This window comes from Paenibacillus sp. FSL K6-0108 (genome assembly GCF_045040695.1).
Lineage (GTDB): Bacteria > Bacillota > Bacilli > Paenibacillales > Paenibacillaceae > Paenibacillus > Paenibacillus pabuli_B.
In genome coordinates this window covers 4,497,353-4,522,459 of the sequence record NZ_CP150288.1, presented here as the reverse complement: position 1 = coordinate 4,522,459, position 25,107 = coordinate 4,497,353, and the positions used below count along the sequence as shown (strand labels likewise).

General features: G+C 43.3%; 24 protein-coding genes and 1 pseudogene. 21 read left to right on the top strand and 4 right to left on the bottom strand.

The genetic code is table 11. The features are described 5' to 3' along the window. Window positions 1-47: 47 nt before the first annotated feature. Together MHB49_RS20265 and MHB49_RS20260 are read left to right on the top strand one after the other, a co-directional pair. Window positions 48-563, top strand: coding sequence for a GNAT family N-acetyltransferase (locus tag MHB49_RS20265; RefSeq protein WP_405152763.1), 516 nt, complete (start codon window positions 48-50; stop codon window positions 561-563). Between the two features lie 158 nt (window positions 564-721). Then, window positions 722-1,855 carry a serine hydrolase domain-containing protein gene (locus MHB49_RS20260; protein ID WP_405152762.1) on the top strand — a complete coding sequence of 378 codons (1,134 nt, stop codon included), beginning with the start codon at window positions 722-724 and terminating at the stop codon, window positions 1,853-1,855. Window positions 1,856-1,981: 126 nt separating this feature from the next. Here MHB49_RS20260 and MHB49_RS20255 read toward each other — a convergent pair whose 3' ends face one another. Continuing rightward, complete coding sequence (locus tag MHB49_RS20255; protein ID WP_405152761.1) at window positions 1,982-2,926, bottom strand: DMT family transporter; 945 nt, start codon at window positions 2,924-2,926, stop codon at window positions 1,982-1,984. 129 nt (window positions 2,927-3,055) lie between these two features. Here MHB49_RS20255 and MHB49_RS20250 point away from each other — a divergent pair, with 129 nt between their 5' ends. Both MHB49_RS20250 and ppsA read left to right on the top strand, forming a co-directional pair. Further along, window positions 3,056-3,241, top strand: a complete 186-nt coding sequence (locus tag MHB49_RS20250) for a hypothetical protein (protein WP_405152760.1) — start codon at window positions 3,056-3,058, stop codon at window positions 3,239-3,241. A 136-nt stretch (window positions 3,242-3,377) separates the two neighbouring features. After that, window positions 3,378-5,993, top strand: coding sequence for a phosphoenolpyruvate synthase (ppsA, locus tag MHB49_RS20245; protein WP_405152759.1), 2,616 nt, complete (start codon window positions 3,378-3,380; stop codon window positions 5,991-5,993). Between the two features lie 99 nt (window positions 5,994-6,092). On the opposite strand, the gene MHB49_RS20240 is transcribed toward ppsA, so the two are convergent. Then, on the bottom strand, window positions 6,093-6,518 hold the full coding sequence (locus MHB49_RS20240) for a MaoC/PaaZ C-terminal domain-containing protein (protein ID WP_405152758.1): 426 nt from the start codon (window positions 6,516-6,518) through the stop codon (window positions 6,093-6,095). Between the two features lie 326 nt (window positions 6,519-6,844). Here MHB49_RS20240 and MHB49_RS20235 point away from each other — a divergent pair, with 326 nt between their 5' ends. The 10 genes from MHB49_RS20235 (at window position 6,845) to MHB49_RS20190 (ending at window position 15,499) form a co-directional block, all read left to right on the top strand. After that, window positions 6,845-7,834, top strand: a complete 990-nt coding sequence (locus MHB49_RS20235) for a LacI family DNA-binding transcriptional regulator (protein ID WP_405152757.1) — start codon at window positions 6,845-6,847, stop codon at window positions 7,832-7,834. Beyond that, window positions 7,827-8,708, top strand: a complete 882-nt coding sequence (rbsK, locus tag MHB49_RS20230) for a ribokinase (RefSeq protein WP_247897924.1) — start codon at window positions 7,827-7,829, stop codon at window positions 8,706-8,708. The genes MHB49_RS20235 and rbsK overlap by 8 nt, the downstream gene beginning before the upstream one ends. Then, window positions 8,705-9,106: a D-ribose pyranase gene (gene rbsD, locus MHB49_RS20225; RefSeq protein WP_405152756.1), complete on the top strand. Its 402-nt coding sequence runs from the start codon at window positions 8,705-8,707 to the stop codon at window positions 9,104-9,106. Before rbsK ends, rbsD begins: the two co-directional genes overlap by 4 nt. Before the next feature lie 15 nt (window positions 9,107-9,121). Next, the gene (locus MHB49_RS20220) at window positions 9,122-10,603 is read left to right on the top strand and encodes a sugar ABC transporter ATP-binding protein (protein WP_405152755.1); all 1,482 of its coding nucleotides are present in this window, start codon (window positions 9,122-9,124) and stop codon (window positions 10,601-10,603) included. Between the two features lies 1 nt (window position 10,604). Next, the gene (locus tag MHB49_RS20215) at window positions 10,605-11,576 is read left to right on the top strand and encodes an ABC transporter permease subunit (RefSeq protein WP_024633200.1); all 972 of its coding nucleotides are present in this window, start codon (window positions 10,605-10,607) and stop codon (window positions 11,574-11,576) included. A 14-nt stretch (window positions 11,577-11,590) separates the two neighbouring features. After that, window positions 11,591-12,520 carry a ribose ABC transporter substrate-binding protein RbsB gene (gene rbsB / locus MHB49_RS20210; protein WP_405152754.1) on the top strand — a complete coding sequence of 310 codons (930 nt, stop codon included), beginning with the start codon at window positions 11,591-11,593 and terminating at the stop codon, window positions 12,518-12,520. A gap of 190 nt (window positions 12,521-12,710) precedes the next feature. Further along, window positions 12,711-13,079 carry a hypothetical protein gene (locus tag MHB49_RS20205; protein ID WP_405152753.1) on the top strand — a complete coding sequence of 123 codons (369 nt, stop codon included), beginning with the start codon at window positions 12,711-12,713 and terminating at the stop codon, window positions 13,077-13,079. Between the two features lie 125 nt (window positions 13,080-13,204). After that, the gene (locus MHB49_RS20200) at window positions 13,205-13,777 is read left to right on the top strand and encodes a TetR/AcrR family transcriptional regulator (protein ID WP_405152752.1); all 573 of its coding nucleotides are present in this window, start codon (window positions 13,205-13,207) and stop codon (window positions 13,775-13,777) included. A gap of 307 nt (window positions 13,778-14,084) precedes the next feature. Further along, entirely contained in the window at window positions 14,085-14,840 is a 756-nt protein-coding gene (locus MHB49_RS20195; protein ID WP_405152751.1) for an SDR family NAD(P)-dependent oxidoreductase, read from the top strand. 251 nt (window positions 14,841-15,091) lie between these two features. Beyond that, window positions 15,092-15,499 (top strand): NUDIX domain-containing protein, encoded by a 408-nt coding sequence (locus MHB49_RS20190; protein ID WP_405157196.1) that lies wholly within the window; start codon window positions 15,092-15,094, stop codon window positions 15,497-15,499. Window positions 15,500-15,686: 187 nt separating this feature from the next. On the opposite strand, the gene MHB49_RS20185 is transcribed toward MHB49_RS20190, so the two are convergent. Continuing rightward, window positions 15,687-16,298, bottom strand: a complete 612-nt coding sequence (locus MHB49_RS20185; protein ID WP_405152750.1) for a TetR/AcrR family transcriptional regulator — start codon at window positions 16,296-16,298, stop codon at window positions 15,687-15,689. Between the two features lie 176 nt (window positions 16,299-16,474). Between MHB49_RS20185 and MHB49_RS20180 the strand changes: the two genes are divergently transcribed. From MHB49_RS20180 to eis, 5 genes and pseudogenes are all read left to right on the top strand, one after another. Continuing rightward, a complete protein-coding gene (locus MHB49_RS20180) occupies window positions 16,475-17,212 on the top strand; it encodes an SDR family NAD(P)-dependent oxidoreductase (protein ID WP_405152749.1) in 738 nt (245 codons plus the stop codon). Between the two features lie 290 nt (window positions 17,213-17,502). Then, window positions 17,503-20,081, top strand: a pseudogene (locus tag MHB49_RS20175) (glycosyl hydrolase). 161 nt (window positions 20,082-20,242) lie between these two features. Then, a complete protein-coding gene (locus MHB49_RS20170) occupies window positions 20,243-20,680 on the top strand; it encodes a ribonuclease (protein ID WP_405152748.1) in 438 nt (145 codons plus the stop codon). Window positions 20,681-20,695: 15 nt separating this feature from the next. Beyond that, on the top strand, window positions 20,696-20,974 hold the full coding sequence (locus MHB49_RS20165; protein WP_405152747.1) for a barstar family protein: 279 nt from the start codon (window positions 20,696-20,698) through the stop codon (window positions 20,972-20,974). A gap of 132 nt (window positions 20,975-21,106) precedes the next feature. After that, window positions 21,107-22,321 (top strand): enhanced intracellular survival protein Eis, encoded by a 1,215-nt coding sequence (eis, locus tag MHB49_RS20160; protein WP_405152746.1) that lies wholly within the window; start codon window positions 21,107-21,109, stop codon window positions 22,319-22,321. Between the two features lie 195 nt (window positions 22,322-22,516). Here the strand turns inward: eis and dapA are convergent, their stop codons facing one another. Next, window positions 22,517-23,413 carry a 4-hydroxy-tetrahydrodipicolinate synthase gene (dapA, locus tag MHB49_RS20155; protein WP_405152745.1) on the bottom strand — a complete coding sequence of 299 codons (897 nt, stop codon included), beginning with the start codon at window positions 23,411-23,413 and terminating at the stop codon, window positions 22,517-22,519. 111 nt (window positions 23,414-23,524) lie between these two features. On the opposite strand from dapA, the gene MHB49_RS20150 reads away from it, so the two are divergent. Together MHB49_RS20150 and MHB49_RS20145 are read left to right on the top strand one after the other, a co-directional pair. Beyond that, the gene (locus MHB49_RS20150) at window positions 23,525-24,397 is read left to right on the top strand and encodes a LysR family transcriptional regulator (protein ID WP_405152744.1); all 873 of its coding nucleotides are present in this window, start codon (window positions 23,525-23,527) and stop codon (window positions 24,395-24,397) included. Window positions 24,398-24,437: 40 nt separating this feature from the next. Beyond that, window positions 24,438-25,049, top strand: a complete 612-nt coding sequence (locus MHB49_RS20145; RefSeq protein ID WP_405152743.1) for a DUF4304 domain-containing protein — start codon at window positions 24,438-24,440, stop codon at window positions 25,047-25,049. Window positions 25,050-25,107: the final 58 nt, after the last annotated feature.

Sequence of the window (25,107 nt, the reverse complement as noted above, 5' to 3'; positions counted from 1 at the left end):
TTGTTTTTAAATACGTTATTGATTCATAGAAGGAGCGATACATTATAATGACAGTGGAAATAAAAGCGTGCAGTCGCGAGGATTTACAAAAACTACAAGAGATCAGCATAGAAACGTTCAACGATACCTTTAAAGATCAGAATTCTCATGACAATATGATAGCCTATCTGGAAAGAGCCTTTAACGCTAAACAGTTGGAGGATGAACTGTCCAATAGCTGTTCAGACATTTTTTTCGTCTACTACAACAATGAACTCGCTGGATATCTAAAGTTGAACAGGGATGGTGCCCAATCTGAAAAAATGAGTGATGCTTCACTTGAAATTGAGAGGATTTATATTAGAAAAGATTTCCAAAAGCATGGTCTGGGTAAAGATTTGCTTAATAAAGCTGTGGAGACCGCATTGGAATACAAAAAGAAGGAAATCTGGCTCGGAGTATGGGAAAAGAATGACAATGCCATTGCTTTTTACAGGAAGATGGGGTTTGTTCAAACCGGTTCACACTCTTTTTACATGGGGGACGAGGAGCAAATCGATTTTATTATGGTCAAAACCCTATAGCGGATTCTAAAAATTGTGCTAATAGTTTAAAGTTGCTTTCTATTAGATATGGTCAATGCATAGGAATGGTCGTATATTAATACTATGTGGGTCATGTGCATAAACACAGATCCACTTAGTGCAGTGATAAACGATTCTACATAGAAGGACGGGGAAGTATGGACTTTAAACCGCTTGCTACTTTTATTGACCGCATTACGTCATGGAGAATTCCGTGGGCAGAGGTGCTTGTGATGCATCAAAATGATACCGTTTTCCGTTACCGGAATGGTTACGCCAATCTGGAGGAGCAAACGCCAATCGGCGATGGGGCGATCTTTAATCTCTACTCCATGACGAAAATTATGACTTGCGTGGCAGCGCTTCAACTTGTAGAGAGAGGGCAAATGCTGCTGAGTGATCCGGTTTCCGACTATATGCCGGAATATGCCGAGATGACGGTGAAGAAAACTTTATCGAACGGCGAGCTCAGATTGGAAAAAGCTACAAGAGCGATTACGGTACGTGACTTGTTTACGATGACTGCTGGATTCTCCTATGACATTGGCTCACCAAGCATTCAGGAAGCCGTGAAGAACACCAATGGCCAACTGCCGACACGCGATTTCGCGAAAGCGCTCGCCAAGGAACCGCTTCTGTTTGAACCAGGTACACAGTGGAACTACAGCATGTGCCATGATGTTCTCGGAGCTTTGGTGGAAGTTGTAAGTGGCAGACGTTTTGGTACGTATCTGCAAGAAGAAATTACCGAACCACTCGGTATGAACGATACAGCGTTTGATCTGAACGCTGAACAGCAGGCCCGTCTGATCCCGCAGTATGCATACAATGATGAGCTTGAGAAAGCCGTTCGTATGGATGGGAACGGATTCCGGGTAGGGACTGAATTAGAGAGCGGCGGTGCCGGACTATTGTCCACCGTCAGCGATTATGCGCTGTTCCTGAATATGCTGACTGGACGCGGAACCAGTCCGGAAGGCGTGCGCATTCTGTCACCGGCTTCAGTGGAACTGATGCGCACAGACCATCTGAACGATATGACCCGTGGTGATTACTCCTGGGATCATATGGGCGGGTATGGTTATGGGTTGGGGGTACGTACACATGTCTGCAAAGCAGGAAGCGGTTCGTTAAGCCCACTTGGTGAATTTGGATGGAGTGGTGCTGCTGGCTGCATGGCCATCATTGATCCAGACTCCGAACTCACGGTCATGTATGCACAGCACCTGTTGAACAATCAGGAGCCTTATGTTCATCGCCGCTTGCGCAATGTTGTTTATTCCTGTTTGTAATGCGGAAAGATGAGGCTTAAATACAAAAAAAGGTCGCTAATGAGCGACCTTTTTTTGTATTTAGAGAGTAAGTTTCTTGTACCAAATCTTAGGTGGGTAGTCCCCATTCGTATGGAAAGAAAAACATTATTTTGACAAGGTTACTCGATTGACCATATAAATACCGATCGACACGAACAGCAATGCGATTAGATTTTTTACTTCCATAATCGTTTCTCCCAAGAACAACGCCGAGAGCAGTGTGCCAAACACAGGGATGAGGAAGTTATATACAGATACTTTCCCAACTTTGTTGTATTTCAGAAGCAGATTCCACAAGCAAAATGCGGCTGATGAAAGTAAAACTAAATAAATCAAGATACCCGCTGATTCAAGTGTAAAATGCGTAACCCGACCCCCGAGCATGAGGCCCAGTAGGGTGAGTGCCAGTCCGCCGACAAACAGGCTAAATCCGGTAATAACCAGAACGTCGATCGAGCCAGTTAAATGTTTTGCATAAATGGCCGTAATGGAAAAAATAAGAGCCGCAATAATAACGAAGCCTTCACCTGTGAGAGAGAAGGAGAACTCCAGCAGATCGGAGTGGAAATTAACAATAATTACGCCAATAAATCCCAGCAAACAGCCGACTACTTTATTTTTGCTCAGTTTATCATTTTTATATAGAAAATGAGCTAGAACAACACTGAAAAAGGTCGTTGTTGCATTCATAATTGAACCTTTGACACCTGTTATATTGGCTACGCCCACATAAAAAAACATATACTGCAGCCCCGTTTGGAACACACCAAGTAATACTAAGCTTGAAAATTGTCGTCTAGACAGCTCAAATTTCCGTTTAGTAATGACACGAAACAAAAACAGAAGCAGTAATCCCGCTAAAATAAATCGATAACCCGCAAATACAAATTTTGATGGGATATCTTCTGACAGGATGTCAAAAGCAATATATCCAAGCTTAATAAAGGGGTAGGCACTTCCCCATAACAAGCAACATACACTCGCAACTAACGTTACAAATAAAGGATCGCTAAATTTGATCGGTTTCTCCATTGCTTTGATCTCATTCACTTTCAATCTTCTCCTCGCATGATATGTAAATGTGTACGGGCTGATCGCACCTCACTGACCATATCACAAACTGCCAGTAGCTGTAACAAAAAAATGAAAAAGCGTAGACACTACAGGGAAGATGGCTATTTGAGTTTACCGCTCCTGGGAAAATACCGTAACGGAAAAAGCAACCCAACCTCATTCGAGGGCAGGCTGCTTTTTCTGTTGACTTCATTCGGAATTCAGAAGATGCTGACCGTAGAATTCAAGTTGAAGACAGGCAAAAAAGAACCTGGTGATTTAACCAGGTTCTTCAATATTGTAAATAAATAAACACAATGATATAATCAGATTACGCTTTTCTGATTTAAAATGAAACGAGTATCTTATCTTATATTTAAATCATAACATGGCGGTAAACTCTTTGTCAAATGTTTTTTTCTCAATTTATCGGTTAGGGGAGATATGAATGGGTTCTTTGGTTATCGGATTTCAGGAAATGGAAAAATTGCAGCTTGCGCTCGTTGGTGGAAAAGGGTTAAATCTAGCGAAGTTATCCAAGATTGAAGGAGTAGTGGTTCCCGAAGGATTTTGTGTGACAACCGTTGGATACCAAAAAGCCATAGAACAAAACAAAACGTATCATTCTTTGCTGGATCAATTAACGATGATGAAAGTAGATGAACGAGAGCAAATTGTTGAGATCAGCAGACAGATCAGAGAACTTATTATGAGCGTAGACATTCCTGCCGATGTTGAAAAAGAAGTTGCTGACTATCTCTCCAAATTTGGAGAAGGACATGCATATGCAGTGCGTTCCAGTGCGACCGCTGAAGATTTACCACATGCCTCTTTTGCTGGTCAACAAGACACGTACTTAAATATCATTGGGAAAGAAGCAATCATGCAGCATATTAGCAAATGCTGGGCTTCCCTGTTTACCGATCGCGCGGTAATCTATCGTATGCAAAATGGATTTGATCATGGTCAGGTGCATTTATCCGTTATCATTCAAAAGATGGTTTTCCCGGCGGCCTCAGGGATTTTATTTACGGCTGATCCGATCACATCCAACCGGAAACTACTTTCCATCGACGCCAGTTTTGGACTTGGTGAGGCGCTGGTGTCCGGCTTGGTATCTGCCGATTGTTATAAGGTACGGGAAGGTGAAATTGTCGATAAGAGGATAGCCACCAAAACGTTGGCCATCTATGGACGGAAAGATGGTGGGACGTATACCCATCAGGTCGATCCCGTTCTGCAGCAGACGCAAACACTTACTGACCAACAAATTCTAGAACTGGCAAGCATGGGAAGACAGATTGAAGCACATTTTGGTTTTCCACAGGATATCGAATGGTGTTTGGCGGATGATATGTTTTATATTGTCCAAAGTCGGCCAATCACAACGTTGTACCCGATCCCTGAAGCGAGTGACCAGGAAAATCATGTGTACTTATCTGTGGGTCATCAACAAATGATGACTGATCCCATGAAACCTCTGGGCTTATCTTTCTTTCTATTAACGACTCCGGCACCTATGCGTATAGCTGGTGGAAGATTGTTTGTTGATATTACGGCTAGGCTGGCTTCGCCTGTCATGAGAGAAAACTTCATAAATACCATGGAACAATCCGATCCGCTCCTTAAGGACGCACTTACAACCATACTCAAGCGAGAGAATTTTATAAAATTGGTACCTGCTGATGAGACAGCATCAAGTCCTCCTACTAACAATAAACTGGGCGCGTCTAAGACTTTTCAAGCAGATATTGAAAATGATTCAACTATTGTCTCTGATTTAATTAAGAGCAATCAAGACTCGATAGAAAAGCTGAAACGTAGCATCCAAAAGAAATCTGGGTTGCAATTGTTTGATTTTATCCTTGAAGATCTCCAAGAATTGAAGAAATTTCTATCGAACCCACGAAGTTCAAATGTGTTTATGACTGCCATGAAGGCTTCAGCATGGATCAATGAAAACATAAAAGAGTGGTTAGGTGAGAAAAATGCAGCAGATACGCTCTCTCAATCTGTACCTAACAATATCACTTCAGAAATGGGTTTGGCGTTACTCGATGTTGCAGATGTGATTCGTCCGTATCCGGAAGTTATTGCTTATTTACAGCATGTTAAAGAGGATAACTTTTTGGATGAGCTAGGTAAGATGGAGGGCGGACAGGAAGCACGGGGTGCCATTCAGGATTATCTGGACAAATATGGAATGCGTTGTGCCGGAGAAATTGATCTGACCAGAACCCGTTGGAGTGAAAAACCCATTACGCTTGTGCCAATGATTCTGGGTAATATCAAGAACTTTGAACCTAATGAAAGCCAACGGAAATTTGAGCAAGGGCGACAGGAAGCGTTGAAGAAAGAACAGGAAGTTTTGGATCAATTAAAACTATTGCCTGATGGTGAACATAAAGCCCAGGAAACGAAACGAATGATCGACCTGGTTCGTAATTTCATCGGTTATCGGGAATATCCCAAATACGGCATGATCAACCGTTACTTTGTATACAAGCAGGCTTTATTGAAAGAAGCCGAACGACTTGTACAAGTGGGCGTTATTACTGAAAAAGAGGATATATTCTATCTGACTTTTGAAGAACTTCGTGAAGTTGTACGAAGCAATAAATTGGATGGAAAACTCATCACTAAACGGAAAGAAGATTATAGATTTTATGAAAAACTAACTCCACCTCGTGTGATCACGTCTGATGGTGAAATCATAGCAGGGCAGTACCAACGTGAAAATCTGCCAGCGAATGCTATTGTAGGCTTGCCTGTTTCTTCCGGAGTCGTAGAGGGACGAGCACGTGTCATCTTCAATATTGAAGATGCTGATCTGGAAGATGGAGATATACTAGTCACTCCCTATACGGATCCGAGCTGGACACCCTTATTCGTATCTATTAAAGGTCTAGTCACCGAAGTGGGTGGATTGATGACCCATGGTGCAGTGATTGCACGTGAATATGGGTTGCCAGCCATTGTCGGAGTGGGAAATGCAACCCAACGAATAAAAGATGGTCAGCAAATTCGGGTACATGGAACAGAAGGGTACATCGAAATTTTGTAATGGTGCATGACTAAAATTGTGTAGCAACCGACCGTACATCAGGCCTGATGTGCGGTCGGTTTTATTTTCAATATCCTAACGAAACCTTATCGTACAAATTCAATTACTAATCAGAGCACTTAATTCTGCCTGAAAGACCTTTTCATTATGTTGATTAAAAGTAGTAAGCAATACGGTAACGATACCACCATAATTCCTTTTTGGAGCCAAATCAACTACTTCGGCTAGAACATGAATTTCATCATCTGGGAACACAGGTTTGATGAACTTTATGTGATTCATGCCCGTTCCTGCAACAATATCTTCTCCATATAACCCTAGTTCCACCCAAAGCTTGAAAGACGTGTTCATTGTCTGCATACCTGAAGCAATGAGGCTGCCAAAGCGGCCTTCTTTGGCTTTTGTTTCGTCAATATGCATATATTGAGGATCATAAAATTTCGCAAAATCAATAATATCCTTCTTCGACAATTGAATAGATTCTGTTCTATAAGACTTGCCTTTAACATACTCGTTAAATTTCAATGATCTACACCTCCAATATCTAATCTAATGGATAGGTCGAATTTAAGGCAAGCCTTGCCAACTAAAGCATGCATCTTAAATGTTCTATTATAACCATGCTACGCATTGATTTAGTATCCATGTTACAGTTCACCCTCGAAGGAAGTTGTTAATTTTGATTGAATATATAGATTGGTTCAAGGTGACGCTATGGCATAGTGTTACTGTCTTAATTAGGTCTTTATCTGATGACTAGGATAAATTTCCAGTCATAAAAGGATTGTCAAATTTAAATAAATGTGATATTTTCATATCTGTAACCGGTTACACATTAGGAGTGAACGTTCATGACAACGATTAAAGATGTAGCTAATCTGGCTGGCGTTTCGGTAGCCACTGTATCAAGAGTCATTAATGAAAGAGGTTATGTTCACGCGGACACTCGCAAGAAAGTGGAGGAAGCAGTTAAGCAGCTTAGCTTCTCTCCCAATGAAGTGGCCCGCTCTTTATACAAACGTAAGTCCAAACTGATTGGCCTGCTGCTACCGGATATTGCAAACCCTTACTTTCCGCAGCTTGCACGTGGTGTAGAGGACCGGATGCAGGAGCAGGAGTTCAGACTGATTTTCGGAAATAGTGATGAGGATGAACAGAAGGAAAAGGATTACATCCAGACTTTTATCCAGAACAATGTGGTGGGCGTAATCTCTTCAACGAATTACCCTCATTCTTCAATATATGAGAACTTGAAGATCCCTGTGGTGTTTCTGGACAGGACGCCGCTGGACAGTCCCTCGGTATATGCGGATGGCAGAGAGGGTGGGCGCCTGGCTGCGCGGGAGATCATCAAACGCGGAAGCCGCCGAATTACGGTTATGCAGGGACCGGCACATATCAAACCTGCGCAGGATCGTTTTGAAGGTGCAATCGAGAGCATACTTGAGGCCGGTCTGGATTACCGCGTCATCCAAACGACATCCTTTTCCTTTAATGATGTTGGCTTATGGGCGGATGAGCTTTTTAGCAAGTACGGTGATACGGATGGAGTTATTGCGAGTAATGATATCGCGGCTATGGCGGTGCTGCACGAGGCATTGCGAATCGGAAAAAAAGTTCCGGAAGATATGCAGATTATTGGCTTCGACGATATCCCAATGAGCAGCCTGCTATCGCCCGCCTTGTCGACCATTCGCCAACCGGCATACGAGATGGGAAGAGAAGCCGCCGGTTTGCTAATCAAACTTGTGGAACAAGCTCACATCGAAAACAAACACATACAATTGCCTGTCAGTTTCATTGAACGGGGCACAACAAGAAAGGTGAATTCGAATGGCTAAAATATGCGTAATTGGAAGCAGCTCCATGGATCTGGTTGTCACTTCCTCAAGACGGCCAGGGGCGGGTGAAACCGTCCTTGGCGACAGCTTCAAAACAGTGCCGGGGGGCAAAGGAGCAAATCAGGCAGTCGCTGCAGCAAGGCTGGGAGCCGAAGTTACGATGATCGGCCGGGTAGGCGATGATGCGTTCGGTACGGCCATTTTAAATAATTTCAAAGAAAATCACGTAAATACGCAAAATGTGAAACCGGTTACACATATGGAAAGCGGCACGGCTCATATCGTGCTAGCAGAAGGTGATAATAGTATTGTGTTCGTTGAGGCGGCAAATCGCGAAGTTACACCCGCGTATGTCAATGAAGCAGCAGAAGTAATCAAAAGTGCCGATATTGTGCTGATCCAACAAGAAGTCTCGGAGGAAACCGTTGTTCGTGTCAGCGAAATTTGCGCCTATAGCGGAACCCCTCTTTTGTTGAATCCAGCTCCGGCCAGAAAAGTACCGGATGAGGTCATCAACAAAGCTGCTTATATCACGCCGAACGAGCATGAGGCCGAGATTTTGTTTGAGGGGATGACCCCGGCAGAGGCGCTGCGCAAATATCCAAACAAGTTGTTTATTACAGAGGGCAGCAACGGAGTTCGGTACTTTGACGGAGAGCGGGAAATCGTTGTACCTACTTACAAAGTGGAACCAGTGGATACAACCGGAGCGGGTGATACGTTTAACGCCGCATTTGCGGTCGCTCTGGCGGAAGGAAAACCGCTGCAAGACAGCATTAGATTCGCCAACCGGGCTGCATCGCTATCCGTGACCAAATTCGGCGCACAAGGAGGCATGCCGACACGGGATGAAGTGGAGGAAAGCCTGAAATGAAAAAGCTGGGTATATTGAACAGTCACATCTCCAAGGTGTTATCTGATTTGGGTCATACGGACACGATAGTTATCGCGGATGCTGGCCTCCCGGTTCCAGAAGGGGTGCCCAAAATCGACTTGTCCTTGAAACTGGGAACACCAAGTTTTCAAGAGATCGTGGAGCTTATTGCGGACGATATGGTCGTTGAGAGAGTGATTTTGGCAACTGAGATCAAGGCAGGGAATCCAGAGGCATTGCAATTTATTACCGAGAAATTTGGCGATGAAGCCGTTGACGTTTCCATTAATCATGAACAATTTAAGGCAATGACCCGTAATGCCAAAGTGGTCATTCGTACGGGCGAAGCTACGCCGTATGCCAATTGCATTTTACAATCGGGCGTCATTTTCGGTTAAAAGGGGGACGGTATTATGCATATTCAGATGCAAGATATATATAAAGCGTTTGGCACCAACCAGGTGTTGAGCGGGGTGGATTTCGAACTGAAGGAAGGCGAGGTTCATGCCCTGATGGGAGAGAACGGGGCCGGCAAATCCACGCTAATGAACATTTTGATCGGTCTCCATGGGCGGGATCAGGGAACCATCTCCATTGACGGCAAAGAAACCTATTTTGCCAATCCAAAGGAAGCTGAGAAGATGGGTCTTGCTTTTATCCACCAAGAGTTGAACGTTTGGCCGGAAATGACGGTGCTTGATAATCTCTTCATAGGTAAAGAAATAACTTCGTCTTTTGGATTGCTGAACACAAGACAAATGAAAGCGCTTGCCCAAGAGCAGTTTGCAAAGCTATCCGTGCAAATTCCACTGGACCGTCCTGCTGGAGAATGCTCTGTCGGTCAGCAGCAGATGATTGAAATTGCCAAGGCGCTAATGACCGACGCCAAAGTCATCATTATGGATGAGCCGACAGCGGCGCTTACGGAGCGAGAGATACAGAAGTTGTTTGGCGTGATTGCTTCACTCAAGAAAAACGGCGTGTCCATCGTATATATTTCGCACCGGATGGAGGAAATTTTCACGATTTGTGACCGAATTACGATCATGCGTGACGGCAAAACGGTAGATACGAAGTCGATTCCGGAGACAAGTTTTGACGAAGTTGTGCGGAAGATGGTCGGACGTGAGCTTACGGAGCGATATCCGGCACGATATCCTTCGTATGGTGAAGTAGTCCTGGAGGTACGGGACGCCAGCAGCAAAGGATTGTTCCAAAATATTAGCTTTACGGTGAGAGCAGGCGAAATCCTCGGTTTCTCCGGGTTGATGGGTTCTGGACGAACAGAGATCATGCGGGCAATCTTCGGTTTGGAACCTCTGGACGGTGGCGAAATTATGATTCGAGGCAAAAAGGTTCACATTCGGAAACCTGCCGATGCGGTTAAACATGGAATTGGATTTATTACCGAAGACCGGAAGGATGAAGGGTTGGTATTAGATTTCTCCATTCGCGAGAACATGGCGTTACCAAATCTGTTCAGCTTCTCAAGCAAAGGATTTATCTCGACCCACAAAGAACAGGAATTCGTTGATACGCTCATCAAACGTTTGCAAATCAAGACGCAATCATCCGAAACGGCGGTACGAAACCTGTCAGGAGGCAACCAACAGAAGGTGGTTATCGCTAAATGGGTCGGTATTGGCCCGAGTGTGCTTATCCTGGATGAGCCGACACGTGGCGTCGATGTTGGGGCCAAACGGGAGATTTATCAGTTGATGAACGAGCTGACAGACCGCGGAGTTGCAATTATTATGGTATCTTCCGAACTGCCTGAAGTTCTCGGCATGAGTGATCGAATAGCGGTTGTGCATGAGGGACGTATTAGCGGTGAACTGACAAAAGAAGAAGCAACACAGGAAAACATTATGACAATGGCTACAGGGGGACAATGATATGACAACTTTGCAGGAAAACCAATCCGCCAAAAGCGGCTTCCGCTTGACGAATCTGACACAGAAATTGGGTCCGCTGCTCGGACTGATCATTCTGATTATCATCGTATCGGTATTGAATCCAAGCTTTTTGGAACCGCTTAATATTCTGAATTTATTGCGTCAGGTTTCGATTAACGCGCTGATTGCTTTTGGCATGACATTTGTTATTCTGACTGGCGGCATTGATTTGTCGGTGGGTTCTATACTTGCTCTATCCAGCGCCTTTGTAGCCAATATGATGCTTTCAGGTCTGGATCCGATTCTGTCGATCATTATCGGGGTTGCCCTCGGCGGTGTTATGGGTATGGTGAACGGATTGATGATTACGAAGGGGAAGATGGCTCCTTTTATTGCTACATTGGCAACGATGACGGTATTCCGGGGTTTGACGCTGGTGTATACGAACGGTAACCCGATTACAGGGTTGGGCGACAGCCTGCTGTTCCAACTGTTCGGTCGTGGTTATATGCTTGGCATCCCGGTGCCAGCGATCACAATGCTGATTACCTTCGTAATTCTGTGGACGATATTGCACAAAACGTCCTTCGGTCGTAAAACGTACGCGCTTGGTGGCAATGAGAAAGCATCCATTATCTCAGGTATTAAAGTTCACCGCGTAAAAATCATGATTTACTCCCTGGTAGGTATGCTGTCAGCGCTGGCAGGTGCAATTCTGACCTCCCGTTTGAATTCCGCGCAGCCAACAGCAGGTACTTCATATGAGCTGGACGCCATTGCTGCTGTAGTTCTGGGTGGAACAAGCCTGTCAGGTGGTAGAGGACGGATCGTCGGTACATTGATCGGGGTATTGATCATCGGCGTGTTGAACAATGGTTTGAACCTGCTCGGAGTGAACTCGTTTTATCAAATGGTTGTAAAAGGCGTCGTTATTGCCATCGCTGTCCTGTTGGACCGCAAGAAAACGGCTTAAGGAGAGAAGCGAACATGAAAAAACTAACCATATTGCTTGTAAGCGTAATGATGATCGTTCTGGCAGGATGCTCTCTGGAGCCTCCGGGTTGGGCCAAGCCAGACTCTGCCGGAAGCAGTGGACAGAAAAAAATCGGCCTGTCGGTCTCCACGTTGAATAATCCATTCTTTGTTTCCCTCAAAGACGGGGTTACTGCAGAAGCCAAAAAGCAAGGAATTCAGGTCATCGTAGTTGACGCTCAAAATGATTCAGCCAAACAAACGAATGATGTGGACGACCTGATTCAACAGGGCGTGGATGCCCTTCTGATTAACCCTGCGGATTCCGCGGCAATCTCTACGGCTGTACAATCGGCTAATAGTGTGGGTATTCCTGTGATTACACTTGACCGTTCGGCCGACAAAGGCGACGTGGCCGCATTGGTCGCATCCGATAACGTCAAAGGTGGGCAAATGGCGGCGGAATATTTCGTAGAACATCTTGGCGAAGGAGCAAAGGTGATCGAACTTGAGGGTGTACCGGGAGCCTCCGCAACAAGAGAGCGGGGGAAAGGTTTTCACGAGATTGCTGATCAAAAACTCCATGTGGTTGCAAAGCAGTCTGCCGATTTTGATCGCTCCAAAGGTTTGAATGTCATGGAGAATCTGCTGCAGGGCAATCCTGATGTACAGGCGGTATTTGCCCATAACGACGAGATGGCACTGGGTGCGATCGAAGCGATTCAAAGTTCTGGTAAAGACATTCCCGTAATTGGATTTGACGGCAACGATGATGCGATCAAATCCATTAAAGACGGAAAGCTGACGGCAACAGTCGCTCAACAGCCCGTACTGATTGGCCAGCTGGCGGTGCAAGCTGCTTTGGATGTGCTGGGTGGCAAGCAGGTAGAGAAATCAATTCCGGCTGAATTGAAGCTGGTGACCAAGGAAAACGCAAACGAGTAAATGATGATATGCATCCCGTTTTGGACGAAAATGTCTAGGGCGGGATTTCTTTTTTTATTAGTCCAGTATGGTGAGATCGATAGTTAATCATTGAAACTGGTAGTATTTTTTGGCACATTATAATATTGATTACATCTTGTTGGGCATGTAAATTAGTTGTATGCATGAGAAAAGGAGAGGACAGCATCGCATGGAAAATATATCAGATGAAGAAAAATTGGAATCCATCCAAGCCTTCCAATCGACAATTCGCAAATCGGAAAATGCCTTGACTAATTTAATCCAGAAAGGTAACAACACGACTCTAATTAAGAAACGCCTCAACGCCTTATACGTCGGCTTAGCGATGCTGGAAAAGGCCTGGAATCAAGGAGCTCATCATTACACCAAGGAAGAGTTAGCAGAAGCTCGCAATGTTCTGATGGGTTTATTCCCGTCACTTGAGAACAGTTATAATAAGTCAAAAGCGGGTAGCCCTCAAAAGACGCTTTTAAGAAAAAGAATTAAAGCATTCGAATTAGCTGTTCAAGCTATGGATGATCATCTTGCGAATAAATAAACAAAAAAATAAATAAATAAATAAATCTTCTTTTGCGCATGTCATCCCTGTAATCTATCCATTTGTTCATTTCCAGTTTGCCGATGGTTCACTTCAATGTATAATGATTATTCGAGGTGATGACAATGGCAAGATCCAAAGAATTTGAAGTGAATGAAGTATTAGATAAAGCCATACAATTGTTCTGGACTCAAGGATATGAGAAAACTTCAATGCAGGATTTGGTTGAATTTATGGGCATCCACCGCCGAAGTATTTATGATACGTTTGGGGATAAACATGCTCTATTTATGAAAGCTCTTGAACGATATGAAACGAAGCAGACCAACAAAATGAGCTTTTTGATTGATACACAGAAACCAATTAAAGAGATTATTCGGGCTTTGTTTGAGTCAACCATAAGAAATGAAGGTCAGCCTTTAGGCTGTTTTCTTGTAAACTCAGGCGTGGAACTGGGCGTATTGGACCCTGAAGTTTCCTCTTTGGTCAATGAGAGTTATTTGCGAACGGAGGAATTCTTGAGAAACCTTGTTCGGGAAGGCCAACAAAAGGGTGAAATTAAGGCAAACGTTGACCCTGTAGTTATTTCTCACTATTTAATGAATGCTTGGGTGGGGATACGTACGTTAGTTAAGACCACTACGGATCAGCAAAAATTAAAAAATATAATGGATGTGACATTATCCGTCTTAGACTGATAGAAGATTACAATATGACAAACAAAAGGATTTGCCTTCATAAAGGATGATTTGTTTTAGTGATACAGGTTCTTGTCCTCTTAACGTTGTGGAGAACTTGTATCGCATGTCTGGAAAGATTAATGTTCCCTGTTCAAGCGACATTAAATATGAATCAGAAAATAATTCTTTACTGTTCGTTCTAGAAATGCTATTCTAAATAGCAAGTTAGATCTGATTGTTTTTTTGCACTATTAAGAACGATCGTTCTAAATTAATTTTGAAAGCTTATCTACACTAAAATACATGTTGAGAAGGAGAAAATAGGATGAAATATACCGTTATTACAGGTGCAAGTTCAGGGATTGGATATGAGACAGCATTGGCGTTTGCGGCACGAGGCAAAAATTTAATCTTGGTAGCTAGAAGATTGGACAAATTAGAAGAGCTCAAATCAACCATTCAGAATAACGATCCGTCTGTAAATGTTATTGTTCATACAAGTGATCTATCGGATACAAGTCAAGCATACACGCTGTATAACACACTCAAGGAATACCAAATTGAGACCTGGATTAACAATGCGGGCCTGGGTGAAGGTTCTTTTGTAGCAGAACAGAATCTGGACAAAGTTGAAACCATGCTGCGTGTGAATATTGAATCCTTGACGATCCTTTCCACATTATATGTGCGGGATTATGCGGACGTCGAAGGAACCCAGTTAATTAACGTTGCATCCGCACTTGGATATGCCATTGCGGTTGGAAGTGTTGCTTACTCGGCATCTAAGTATTATGTTAGTGCTTTTACAGAAGGGCTTGCCAAAGAACTTGAAATAAAAGGTGCAAAACTAAAAGCAAAGGTCCTGGCTCCAGCTATAACGGAAACGGAATTCGTGAAGAAATCTTTAGATACAGAAGAATTTGATTACAAAGCAAACATGTCTAAATACCACACCGCCAAAGAAATGGCAGGTTTCATGTTAGATCTATACGATAACAGCGAAGTCGTAGGGATTGTAGACCTGAACTACAATTTCAATTTAAGAAGCCCCATCTATCCAATCATAGGAGCATTGCATTAATATTTCATAAAACATGGCGTACAACTAAACCTTGTGCGCCATGTTTTAATTTTTGAATTGAGTTGGCTACCAATTATAATCTATACTGGAAAATAAGTGAGTTTTACCAAGATACTTTAAAGCAATAAGTTGTAGTAACGTTTATAGTTCCTTTTCTGGTATCGCTGGTTCTTAATTTGTTGTCTAATTATATAAGGTAGGTGGAGAGTACAATGAATTCAGGCATTGAATGGCTGGAATGAGTTAAGAGAATTCAAGCTGTTGTTTTTCAGAATGATAAGATACTCTTGGTAAGAGAAAAGGCTGACAATGCATGGGCTTTGCCAGGTGGATGGGCTGACATTGGTTATTCCCCTTCAGAAGTAGTCGTAAAAGAAATAGAGGAAGAATCGGGGTACATTACTACTCCAAAACGAGTACTTGCTGTACTGGATAAGAAGTTTCATAATCATCCACCAGAACAATATCATGTATATAAAATGTTTATTCAATGTGAAATTGCAGCAGGTGAACCTAAAGGGGGCGTTGAGACCCTAGAGGTAGGCTTCTTTAATAGAGAAGAAATCCCTACACACTCCCTGGAAAGGAATACACCTGCTCAGATCCAAACGATGTTTCAATTTTTGGATAACCCACAGAAAACAACGATTATTGATTAATTCTTTCCAGCGATGTGTATCAGTCGTTTACCTCTTCAGTTATCCTTTAGCTCCTGCGGTGTACGGAGCAGCTTGTTTTAACTAATCTACTGGCACAACCAACAATACATCAATTACTGAACGGAGGAGAAGCGGAGAAGCCCGAGATGATGCTGATTGATGTCAACGTAAAAGTTCATCGGTACAATCACTCCAACTTGTCCCCCACATAATGAAAAGAATAAATATGTGTTTTTGACAGTTCGATCACGTTTTTAATAAACATATCACGCGATTCGAGAAAACCGCTTAATATCCAATTGTTTAATATCCCAAAAAAGCCGTAAGCCGTGTAGTACTTAAAATACTCCATGTTAACAGGGATATCGTTGATCGTCTCGAAAATAAACTGCTCCTCATAGATTTTCAGGATTGTCTGTGGGAAACCTGTATGCAGACCTGGTAACGTGTCATCATATCGAATCAGTTCGAAGAAGTCTCGGTTTTCATAGACATAATCGACGATTTGAAAGGATTCAAAATTAAGCTTGTTGGTGAAGACCTTTTGACCGTGAGAATAAGGCTTGCCTACGGCGAGTCTCAGACCTTCTAGCTTCGTATTCAACAAGTCTTCGGCGAGCACGAATTTATCTTGATAATGTAAGTAAAATGTACTGCGATTGTAACCCGCCTGATCAACGATATCCTTGACAGAAACGGCATGATAGCCTTTTTTCTTAATGATCTGGGTCAGAGCGTTTTTAAGATGCTCCTCGGTTCGATTGCGCTGTTGAGATTTCATAATTTGTTCATCATTCATACATAAAAACTCCTATAAAATAGACATTGTTTAACCAAGTGTCTATGTAGTAGACATATTAACTTATCTTAATGATTGGATTGTTACAATTTTAAGCATACAATTATATTTGTAAACGTCATATAGCACATATGCGAATAGGTGCTATTCAAAATAGTATACTGGAGGATTTAATCATGGGCAAACTTCAAGACAAAGTGGCAGTTATTACAGGAGGGGCATCCGGAATCGGCGCAGCGACCGCACGTTTATTCGTTTCCGAAGGGGCCAAAGTGGTCTTGGTAGACCTGAATGAAGAAAAAGGTAAGGCGTTTGAGCAAGAACTGAAAGCGCTTAAAGCTGACGCTCTCTTTATTAAAGCGAACATCACAAGTGAACAAGAGGTTGGTGAGATTTTCAAAAAAACCGTAGAGGTTTTCGGTAAAGTGGATATCGTATTTAACAATGCAGGAATCGGGCGTGTTCATCCTTCGCATGAGCTTGACTATGCTGAATGGCGCAATACGGTGAATGTGGATCTGGACGGCGTATTCTTGGTCGCACGTGAATCGATCCGAGAAATGCTTAAAATTGGAGGAGGGACTATCGTCAACACGGCTTCTATGTACGGATGGGTTGGTTCACCTGGTTCCGCAGCCTACAATGCAGCAAAAGGTGGCGTCGTGAATCTGACTCGTTCGCTCGCGCTGGAGTATGCTGAGAAAAATATTCGGGTGAACGCACTTTGCCCAGGCTTCATCGATACACCGATTATTCCAGAAGAGAGCAAACAGGCTCTTTCTTCGGCAACACCAATGAAGCGGCTCGGTCAAGCAGATGAAATGGCCAAAGCCGTACTGTTCCTAGCTAGCGATGATTCATCCTATATGACAGGAAATAGTCTAATCGTGGATGGTGGTTACACCGCCCAATAAGAGGATTAAATTTGCAGGAAGTGAATGGAAAAACATATTGAAAGCCGCAAAATTGCGGCTTTTTTTATCGTTCCAAGTTCTTTTCCTGGTAGTACAAATATAGAGGATATATGAGCCCTCCGGCAGTAGAATATAGCTGCTGAAGGAACCTTAATTGCCCAATTAAATATTTTTTTCGTCCATATATTTGCAAAAATTGATACATATGCTATGTTTACAATGAAAGCGCCATCATGAGTGAACAGAGGAATCATTCTTTATCATATTTTAAAATGGGAAGGAAGATGATAATGAAGATTTTGCTCAAAAAGACAGGCGTATTAATGCTGGCATTGACTCTGTTTCTTGGATGGATGACAGGACCCGTTCATGCCGATTCACCACTTTTCACGATCGAAAGCGAAAACGCTTTACTTTCCTCCGATCTTCAAGTGACGACCGAAATTTACGGGCAACCCAAGCCCGGATTTTCAGGAAGTGGATTTGTCTGGATGCAGAATTCCGGCACGATAACCTTTACTGTAACAGTACCGGAAACGGGCATGTATACCATCTCCACCCGATACATGCAGGAGTTAAGTGCTGACGGCCGACTTCAATATCTATCCGTTAATGGTGTTACTAAAGGGTCTTATATGCTGCCCTACACAACAACATGGTCTGATTTCAATTTTGGTTATCACAAGCTGAACCAGGGAAGCAACACGATTCAACTGAAGGCTGGTTGGGGATTCGCGTATTTCGACACCTTCACTGTGGATTATGCCAACCTGGACCCGCTGGATGTTCAGCCTGTACTTACTGATTCCCAAGCCACACCGGAAACGCAGCTTCTGATGAATTATTTAACGGACGTGTATGGTAACCATATTATCTCTGGCCAGCAGGAGATTTACGGAGGTGGTAATGATGGCAATACAGAGTTGGAGTTTGAATGGATTCATAATTTAACCGGGAAGTATCCGGCGATCCGCGGCTTTGATTTTATGAACTATAATCCGCTCTACGGATGGGAAGACGGCACCACTGATCGGATGATCGACTGGGTGAATAACCGGGATGGAATCGCGACAGCTTCCTGGCATATCAATGTGCCTCGAAATTTCACGACTTATCAGCTCGGGGATCACGTGGATTGGAAGGAGGCTACCTATAAGCCAACAGAAACCAATTTTAATACAGCTAAAGCCGTAATTCCTGGTACGAAAGAATATCAATACGTCATGAGTACGATTGACGATCTAGCGGAACAACTGCTGATTTTGCAAGATAACAATGTACCTGTTCTTTTCCGGCCTTATCATGAGGCAGAGGGCAACGGTGGGTTGAATGGGGAAGGCGCGTGGTTCTGGTGGGCTTCCGCAGGTGCGGATGTGTACAAACAACTGTGGAATATGCTCTATACTGAACTTACTGAAACGTACGGTTTGCACAATTTGATTTGGACTTACAACAGCTACGTGTATAACACTTCTCCTGCATGGTATCCTGGCGACGATCAGGTAGATATTGTCGGTTACGATAAATATAATACGATTTACAACCGCAATGACGGTTTGTCCGGCGTACCAAATGAGGATGCCATTACTTCGATCTTCTATCAACTGGTTGACTTAACGGACGGCAAGAAAATGGTAGCCATGACAGAGAACGACACCGTCCCAAGTGTACAGAATCTGACAGAGGAGAAATCGGGGTGGCTCTATTTCTGCCCATGGTATGGTGAGCATCTCATGAGTTCGGCCTTTAATTATCCGGCAACTCTGAAAACGCTTTATCAAAGTGATTATGTGATTACGCTGGATGAGCTGCCCAATTTGAAGGTAAACAATCCAACACCAAACGCGTCCATCACCCCTACAACCGTTGAATTCGACAAAAACACGACCACTCAAAGCGACAAAGCCATAAACGTGAATTTTAACGGTAATACGTTAACCGCTCTCCGAGTAGGTACAACAGTATTGACTGCAAATCAGGATTATACGTTAAGCGGAAGTAGCGTGCTGTTGAAAAAAGAATTCCTGGCCGGACTATCGGTTGGCGAACATTCCATCGTCTTTGATTTTAACCAAGGACAAGATCCTGTTTGAAAATTAAAATTATCGATTCAACACCAAGCGCAAGCGCTGTGATTTCTCCCGTGAATGCAACATTTGATAAAGCAGCGAATCTGGCGCAGGATGTTTCCTTGACCCTCACCTTAAACGGAAAACAGCTTACAAACATAACGAATGGAAACTATACACTTGTTTCGGGCCAGGATTATACGGCATCAAGCACGGCAATCGTTCTGCGTAAATCCTATCTTTCCACGCTGCCCCTAGGTCAGAATGCGATAACCTTTCATTTTAACGGAGGAAATAACGCTGTTCTTACAGTAAACGTAGTGGATACCAGCGTGCCTGTGCCTTCAGGCAACCTGACGATTCAGGCATACAATGGCAATACGAGTGCGTCCACCAACGGAATCTCACCTAAATTTAAAGTAGTGAACAACGGTAATTCGGCGATTCAATTAAGTGATGTGAAAATAAGGTATTACTATACAATTGACGGGGAAGAAGCACAAAGCTTCTGGTCTGACTGGGCCAGTATCGGGAGTGCAAATGTAACCAGCAAATTTGTTAAATTGGCAACTCCAGTTGCCGGAGCGGATTATGTTTTGGAAGTTGGTTTTACGAGTTCTGCCGGAACGCTTAATGCTGGACAAAGCGCAGAAATTCAAGCACGATTCTCTAAAAACAACTGGTCCAATTACAACCAGGCTAACGATTACTCGTTTAAGGCATCGAGTACCCAGTATGCAAACAACGAGCAGGTTACCGGGTATATTAACGGTCAACTGGTTTGGGGGATTGAGCCGTAAGCAGGTAAGAATAAAAAGGTTGGAGCGGGGGTTATCCCCTGTTCCAGCCCTTTTATGTTGAGATGGCTGAATGCCGCGAGAAACGAATATAAAGAGGAGTATACGATAGGAAAATGTTATGATAGGTAGGATGCTAATTTTTCAGAAGGAGATCAAAATCAATGATTGTAAAAAAATGGTTAGGTGCTTTGCTTATTATTCTCGCAACAATCCTGTTTACAGGCTGCTCACTCGAAACGGTTTCATTAAATGGCTTATCTCAAGAGAGTTCAGTTCTAACGAAATTTGATGAAGTAGCCAAGTATATTTCGGAGCATCATGAGCTTCCGGAAAATTATATAACCAAAAAAGAAGCTAGAGAATTAGGCTGGGAGCCTAGCAAAGGGAATTTGGAAAATGTGGCCCCAGGAAAAAGCATTGGCGGCGACGTATTTCAAAATCGAGAAGGGCTTTTGCCCAAGAAAAAAGGACGGACCTGGTACGAAGCGGACATTAACTATTCGGGCGGAACGCGGGGGAGTGATCGGATTTTATATTCCAATGATGGATTAATCTATAAAACAACCGATCATTATCGTACGTTTGAGCAGATGGAATAGGGAAAGGGTGATAATATGAAAACCGTAGTCATTAATGGAAAGGACATTCATGGGAAAGATGAATTACATGACGTGCTTCAGGCCAGACTTGAATTAGGTCAAACGTATGGTCGGAATTTGGACGCACTATGGGATTGCCTGACTGGATTTCTCCCTATGCCACTTACCATTCAGTGGATTGATTTTGAGGCAAGCAGGCAGTCCTTTGGAGAGTACGCAGATCAGTTGCTGGACCTGATGCATGAAGCTGAAGAAGAGCTGGAAGGATTTAAATTTGAGATCTTTGAGAGTTAATTGGTTTTTTTGTTCAAAAAATGTGTTTACAGAACTACCTGCAAAAGAATGAACGTAAAATAGGGAAGCGCCAGCATGATTCTGAAGCCATTGGTAAATAATATAATTTAAAACCAAGGGAGAAGAGCTGGCATGCATCGTAAGCAAAATTTAAAAATGAAAAAAGTGGATGTATCGCATTTAGAACAATATAGTGAGCTGTTACGTTATGTATTTCAGGTCACTCATAATGATCTTCACAAGCATGGCTGGAAAGAAAGCGAAATTCTCCATGAAAAGTCCCCTGTCTTACAACAAGCAGATGTACTTGGATGGTTCGATGGCGAAAAACTGATTTCTCAGGTATCCATATATCCATTTGAGGTTCGAATATTTAACCAAACATACGCTATGGGTGGAGTCACTGGTGTGGGTACTTTCCCTGAATATTCAGGCCAAGGCTTAATGAATAAACTGCTGCTTCAAGCTCTCACCAATATGCGTGAAAAGAAACAATCCATTTCTTACTTGTATCCGTATTCCATACCGTATTATCGGCGTAAGGGATGGGAGATCATTTCTGATAAAATTGTATTCGAGGTTCAAGATTTTCAGTTACCTAAAAACAAACCCGTTCCAGGTGATGTGGCACGTGTAGAACCCGAAAGCGAAGATGTGAGGACGGCTTATGAACGTTTCTCAATGCAAACCCATGGAGCCATGCTGCGAAAAGAACTTGCGTGGAGTGAGTATTGGCGATGGGATTCAGATGACTTAACTGCAGCTGTCTATTATGGGGAAGACGGTCAACCGGATGGCTACATCTTATATTGGATTGAAGAAGAAGTATTTCACGTCAAAGATATGATTTTCATTCATGAAGAGGCGCGAAGTGGACTGTGGAATTTCATTAGTGCCCATTTTTCAATGATATCTAAAGTAGTTGGCAATATTCATACCGATGAACAGCTTGCCTTTCTGCTGGAAGATGCTGATATTAAGGAAACCATTTCGCCTTATTTTATGGCACGGATTGTGGACATTGAGCAATTTATTTCAAAATATCCATTCAAACCCGCAGCGATGGCTAGAGAATGGACCTTTACCTTGCAGGACCCTTTGTTGTCATGGAATCAAGGAACATTCACACTGCAAATTGAACCGAATGGAAGCGGTAGAGTGATTCGGAGTCAAGGTCGACGTAGTGAAGACAGCATAAATATCCAAACCATGACAACCATGTTGTTAGGTTATAAACGTCCTGAATATTTGTATAAGATTGGCCGCATTAAGTGTGATCCAGAGACGCTAGATTTGTTAGAGGATGCTATTGAGCAGCAGGCGCCTTACTTTTCGGATTACTTTTAATATGCAACATGGTGATCAGCAATCCCTGATGAATGGTTTATTAGGACTCTCTTTCTCCCGTCTGGAGATTTGTGTTTAAAGTCAAAACAACCCGTATTGAGTTAATCAATACGGGTTGTTTTTAATTCCAATTAATTCTGTTTTAGTATATTAGACTAGAATTGTTCACATGTCATAGCGCACATATGCGCTTGTTTAAGAAGGTACGACCATCTCAGCGAGTGTAGCGGACAACCTTTGTGTTGCTTTTTCTGATGCGGCAGTCAGTGGCAAACGCAGTTTTGCAGTTGCAATCAGCTGCTGCTGAGCAAGCCACCATTTGATTGAGGCTGGAGCTGGCTCGGCAAATACATCACTAATCAGCGGCTGCAGCTGCTTGAAGCTGTCTCTTGACGCATTCACGTCACCAGACGTAAAGCGTTGATACACGTCTACATACCGTTGGGTATGAATATTGGCAGAGGCCACCATCCCGCCGGCGGCACCTTGACACAGCATGGCATGGAGATACGCATCTTCGCCGCAAAGTACAGGTTTCGTCTCATATTGGGTTAGTGCCAGCAGCAAATCCAAACCGCCCGTGCTATCCTTGAGGCCAATAACCCCGTCCAGATCCATAACTTTTCTCATTGTATCCAAGGTCATTCGACTACCGGTTCGAGCCGGAATCTCATAGACCAGAATTGGCAAGCCCGTTCGGGACGCACTGGAGAAATGTTCTAGAATACCTTCTTGCGTCGGTCTGTTGTAATAGGGAGTGACTACCATGGCAGCATCTGCGCCTAACTCAGCGGCCATTTCGGTCCGCTGAATCGTGGAATACGTATCATTTGTCCCTGTTCCCACGACGAGGGGGATGGTCTTGTTTAGACTATTCAAAATTTCTTTCGTAACTTGTACCATCTGTTTTACTTCATCCCAAGATACGGTCGGAGATTCTCCTGTCGTGCCGTTTACGACTAATCCCTGAATGTCATGTTTGGCAAGATGGGTAACATACTTCCGATACGATTCAATGTCCAGCTTGTTGTCATCCGAAAAAGGGGTAATGACCGGTATATAAATTCCTTGAACATGTTGTTCGTTCATCATACTCAACGACCTCTTCCCGTTATATTGAAACTAATGTAACATAGGAACTAGCATCACAGTTACCTATAACAAATGATCGTTGTCATCAATATTTTCGATGAGGTGAGCAAGTTGGATTTAATTTATCTTCAAACGTTCAGAGAAGTCGCCATTCGTGAGAGCTTTACCAGAGCCGCAGAGGTGCTGGGTTATGCTCAATCCAGCGTTACTACGCAAATTCAGAAACTGGAAAAAGCATATCAAGTTAAACTGTTTGAACGGTACAGCAATAACAAGATTCGTCTGACTTCTGCCGGGGAAGAGCTGTTCAAGCTTGCCGGACAGATGTTGGAATTGTTTGAGCAGTCCAAGGAAAAGATGGCGAAGCAGGGCGGTGGCTCCTTAACGATTGGTACGATGGATTCTATCGCTTCTTACTTTCTGCCTCCATATATGCAAGCTACCCGCAAGGAATATCCGGATCTGAACATACGATTGCATACAAATCGTGAGGGATTGATCTTGCATCAGGTCAGGGAGGGTGAAGCCGATATCGGACTAATTCTCGCAGATGATTCGAGCGATCCAGCTCTGCAGTGGATTACCATACGCCATGAACCGCTGCTGCTGATCGTTCATCCGCAGCATCCGCTGATTGCCAAAACGCAGATTGAATTGAATGATCTGAAGGAAATGGAATGGATTATGCCTGAGGATACCTGCAATTACAGGCAGCTGCTTGAACGGGTGCTTCGCACAAATTCAATTCCCTATCGGATCGGTCTGGAACTTGGAAATCCGGAAGCCATCAAAAGAAGCATTAAGTCAGGAGAGGGCATTTCGATCTTGCCGCAAATGGCTGTAATGGAGGAAATCGAGCGGGGGGAACTGAAAGTCTTGCCCCTTGAACATGCAGAACTTCAACTCGAAATTCAGCTCGTTCTTCATCCAAAGAAGTGGGTATCCAACGCACTGCACTATTTTATGGAAAGCTTGAAGAATTAAAGTACTAACTTTATGGACCCGGGTAGGAAAAGGAGGGATTATGTTGCAGCAGCTCTTTAACGATCTGATTAAGCAGGATGTAAAGCCGTTTCTTTCCAATTACGGTTATACAAAGAAGAGTTTGAATTTCAGTAGAAAAGCAGACGACCTTATCTGCATGTTCAATTTCCAAAAGTCCTCTGGAAATTCAGCAGACAATGTCATGTTTTATGTGAACTGCGGCATTTATTCAGCAGAGTTGGCGCATATCCAGTCGAAAGAGATTTTGACTGCACCCCGGGAAGTCGAGTGTCACTTCAGAGCAAGAATCGGGGAAATTGCCCGGGCCGTTCCGGATCGATTCGCTGTTACTCCCGATACGAATAGGGATGAATTAATAAAAATGCTGCTGCACGGGTTGGAAGATGTGATTCATTTCTATGATACGATGACCAGTGCCAGATCCATCGTGGATTATTACATATCGGGCCCATTCTTGCATCTGGGTGAAGAGAGCTTTCATCTACTTCTGAAATCCGGGGATGTAACAGCCGCTAACCATTATTTGAAGGCTTTGCATGGAAAGTATGGAGCAGAACATCGATGGACCATATTTGAAAATAAATACAAGGCCATCTTCGATACATATGGAGTGAAATTCGATATGTTATAAGCTTGGACATGAAGGACTGCATGGAATCATTTTTTTAAACGGAAAATAAACAAAACGA

Bases quoted from the DNA above. Each gene is read 5' to 3' on its own strand.
- MHB49_RS20205 (WP_405152753.1), top strand. From the start codon at position 12,711: ATGGAAAATATATCAGATGAAGAAAAATTGGAATCCATCCAAGCCTTC.
- MHB49_RS20235 (WP_405152757.1), top strand. From the start codon at position 6,845: ATGACAACGATTAAAGATGTAGCTAATCTGGCTGGCGTTTCGGTAGCC.
- ppsA (WP_405152759.1), top strand. From the start codon at position 3,378: ATGGGTTCTTTGGTTATCGGATTTCAGGAAATGGAAAAATTGCAGCTT.
- MHB49_RS20170 (WP_405152748.1), top strand. From the start codon at position 20,243: ATGATTGTAAAAAAATGGTTAGGTGCTTTGCTTATTATTCTCGCAACA.
- MHB49_RS20185 (WP_405152750.1), bottom strand. From the start codon at position 16,298: ATGAATGATGAACAAATTATGAAATCTCAACAGCGCAATCGAACCGAG.
- rbsD (WP_405152756.1), top strand. From the start codon at position 8,705: ATGAAAAAGCTGGGTATATTGAACAGTCACATCTCCAAGGTGTTATCT.
- rbsB (WP_405152754.1), top strand. From the start codon at position 11,591: ATGAAAAAACTAACCATATTGCTTGTAAGCGTAATGATGATCGTTCTG.
- dapA (WP_405152745.1), bottom strand. From the start codon at position 23,413: ATGATGAACGAACAACATGTTCAAGGAATTTATATACCGGTCATTACC.
- MHB49_RS20165 (WP_405152747.1), top strand. From the start codon at position 20,696: ATGAAAACCGTAGTCATTAATGGAAAGGACATTCATGGGAAAGATGAA.
- MHB49_RS20220 (WP_405152755.1), top strand. From the start codon at position 9,122: ATGCATATTCAGATGCAAGATATATATAAAGCGTTTGGCACCAACCAG.
- MHB49_RS20180 (WP_405152749.1), top strand. From the start codon at position 16,475: ATGGGCAAACTTCAAGACAAAGTGGCAGTTATTACAGGAGGGGCATCC.
- rbsK (WP_247897924.1), top strand. From the start codon at position 7,827: ATGGCTAAAATATGCGTAATTGGAAGCAGCTCCATGGATCTGGTTGTC.
- eis (WP_405152746.1), top strand. From the start codon at position 21,107: ATGCATCGTAAGCAAAATTTAAAAATGAAAAAAGTGGATGTATCGCAT.
- MHB49_RS20145 (WP_405152743.1), top strand. From the start codon at position 24,438: ATGTTGCAGCAGCTCTTTAACGATCTGATTAAGCAGGATGTAAAGCCG.
- MHB49_RS20215 (WP_024633200.1), top strand. From the start codon at position 10,605: ATGACAACTTTGCAGGAAAACCAATCCGCCAAAAGCGGCTTCCGCTTG.
- MHB49_RS20260 (WP_405152762.1), top strand. From the start codon at position 722: ATGGACTTTAAACCGCTTGCTACTTTTATTGACCGCATTACGTCATGG.
- MHB49_RS20200 (WP_405152752.1), top strand. From the start codon at position 13,205: ATGGCAAGATCCAAAGAATTTGAAGTGAATGAAGTATTAGATAAAGCC.
- MHB49_RS20195 (WP_405152751.1), top strand. From the start codon at position 14,085: ATGAAATATACCGTTATTACAGGTGCAAGTTCAGGGATTGGATATGAG.
- MHB49_RS20265 (WP_405152763.1), top strand. From the start codon at position 48: ATGACAGTGGAAATAAAAGCGTGCAGTCGCGAGGATTTACAAAAACTA.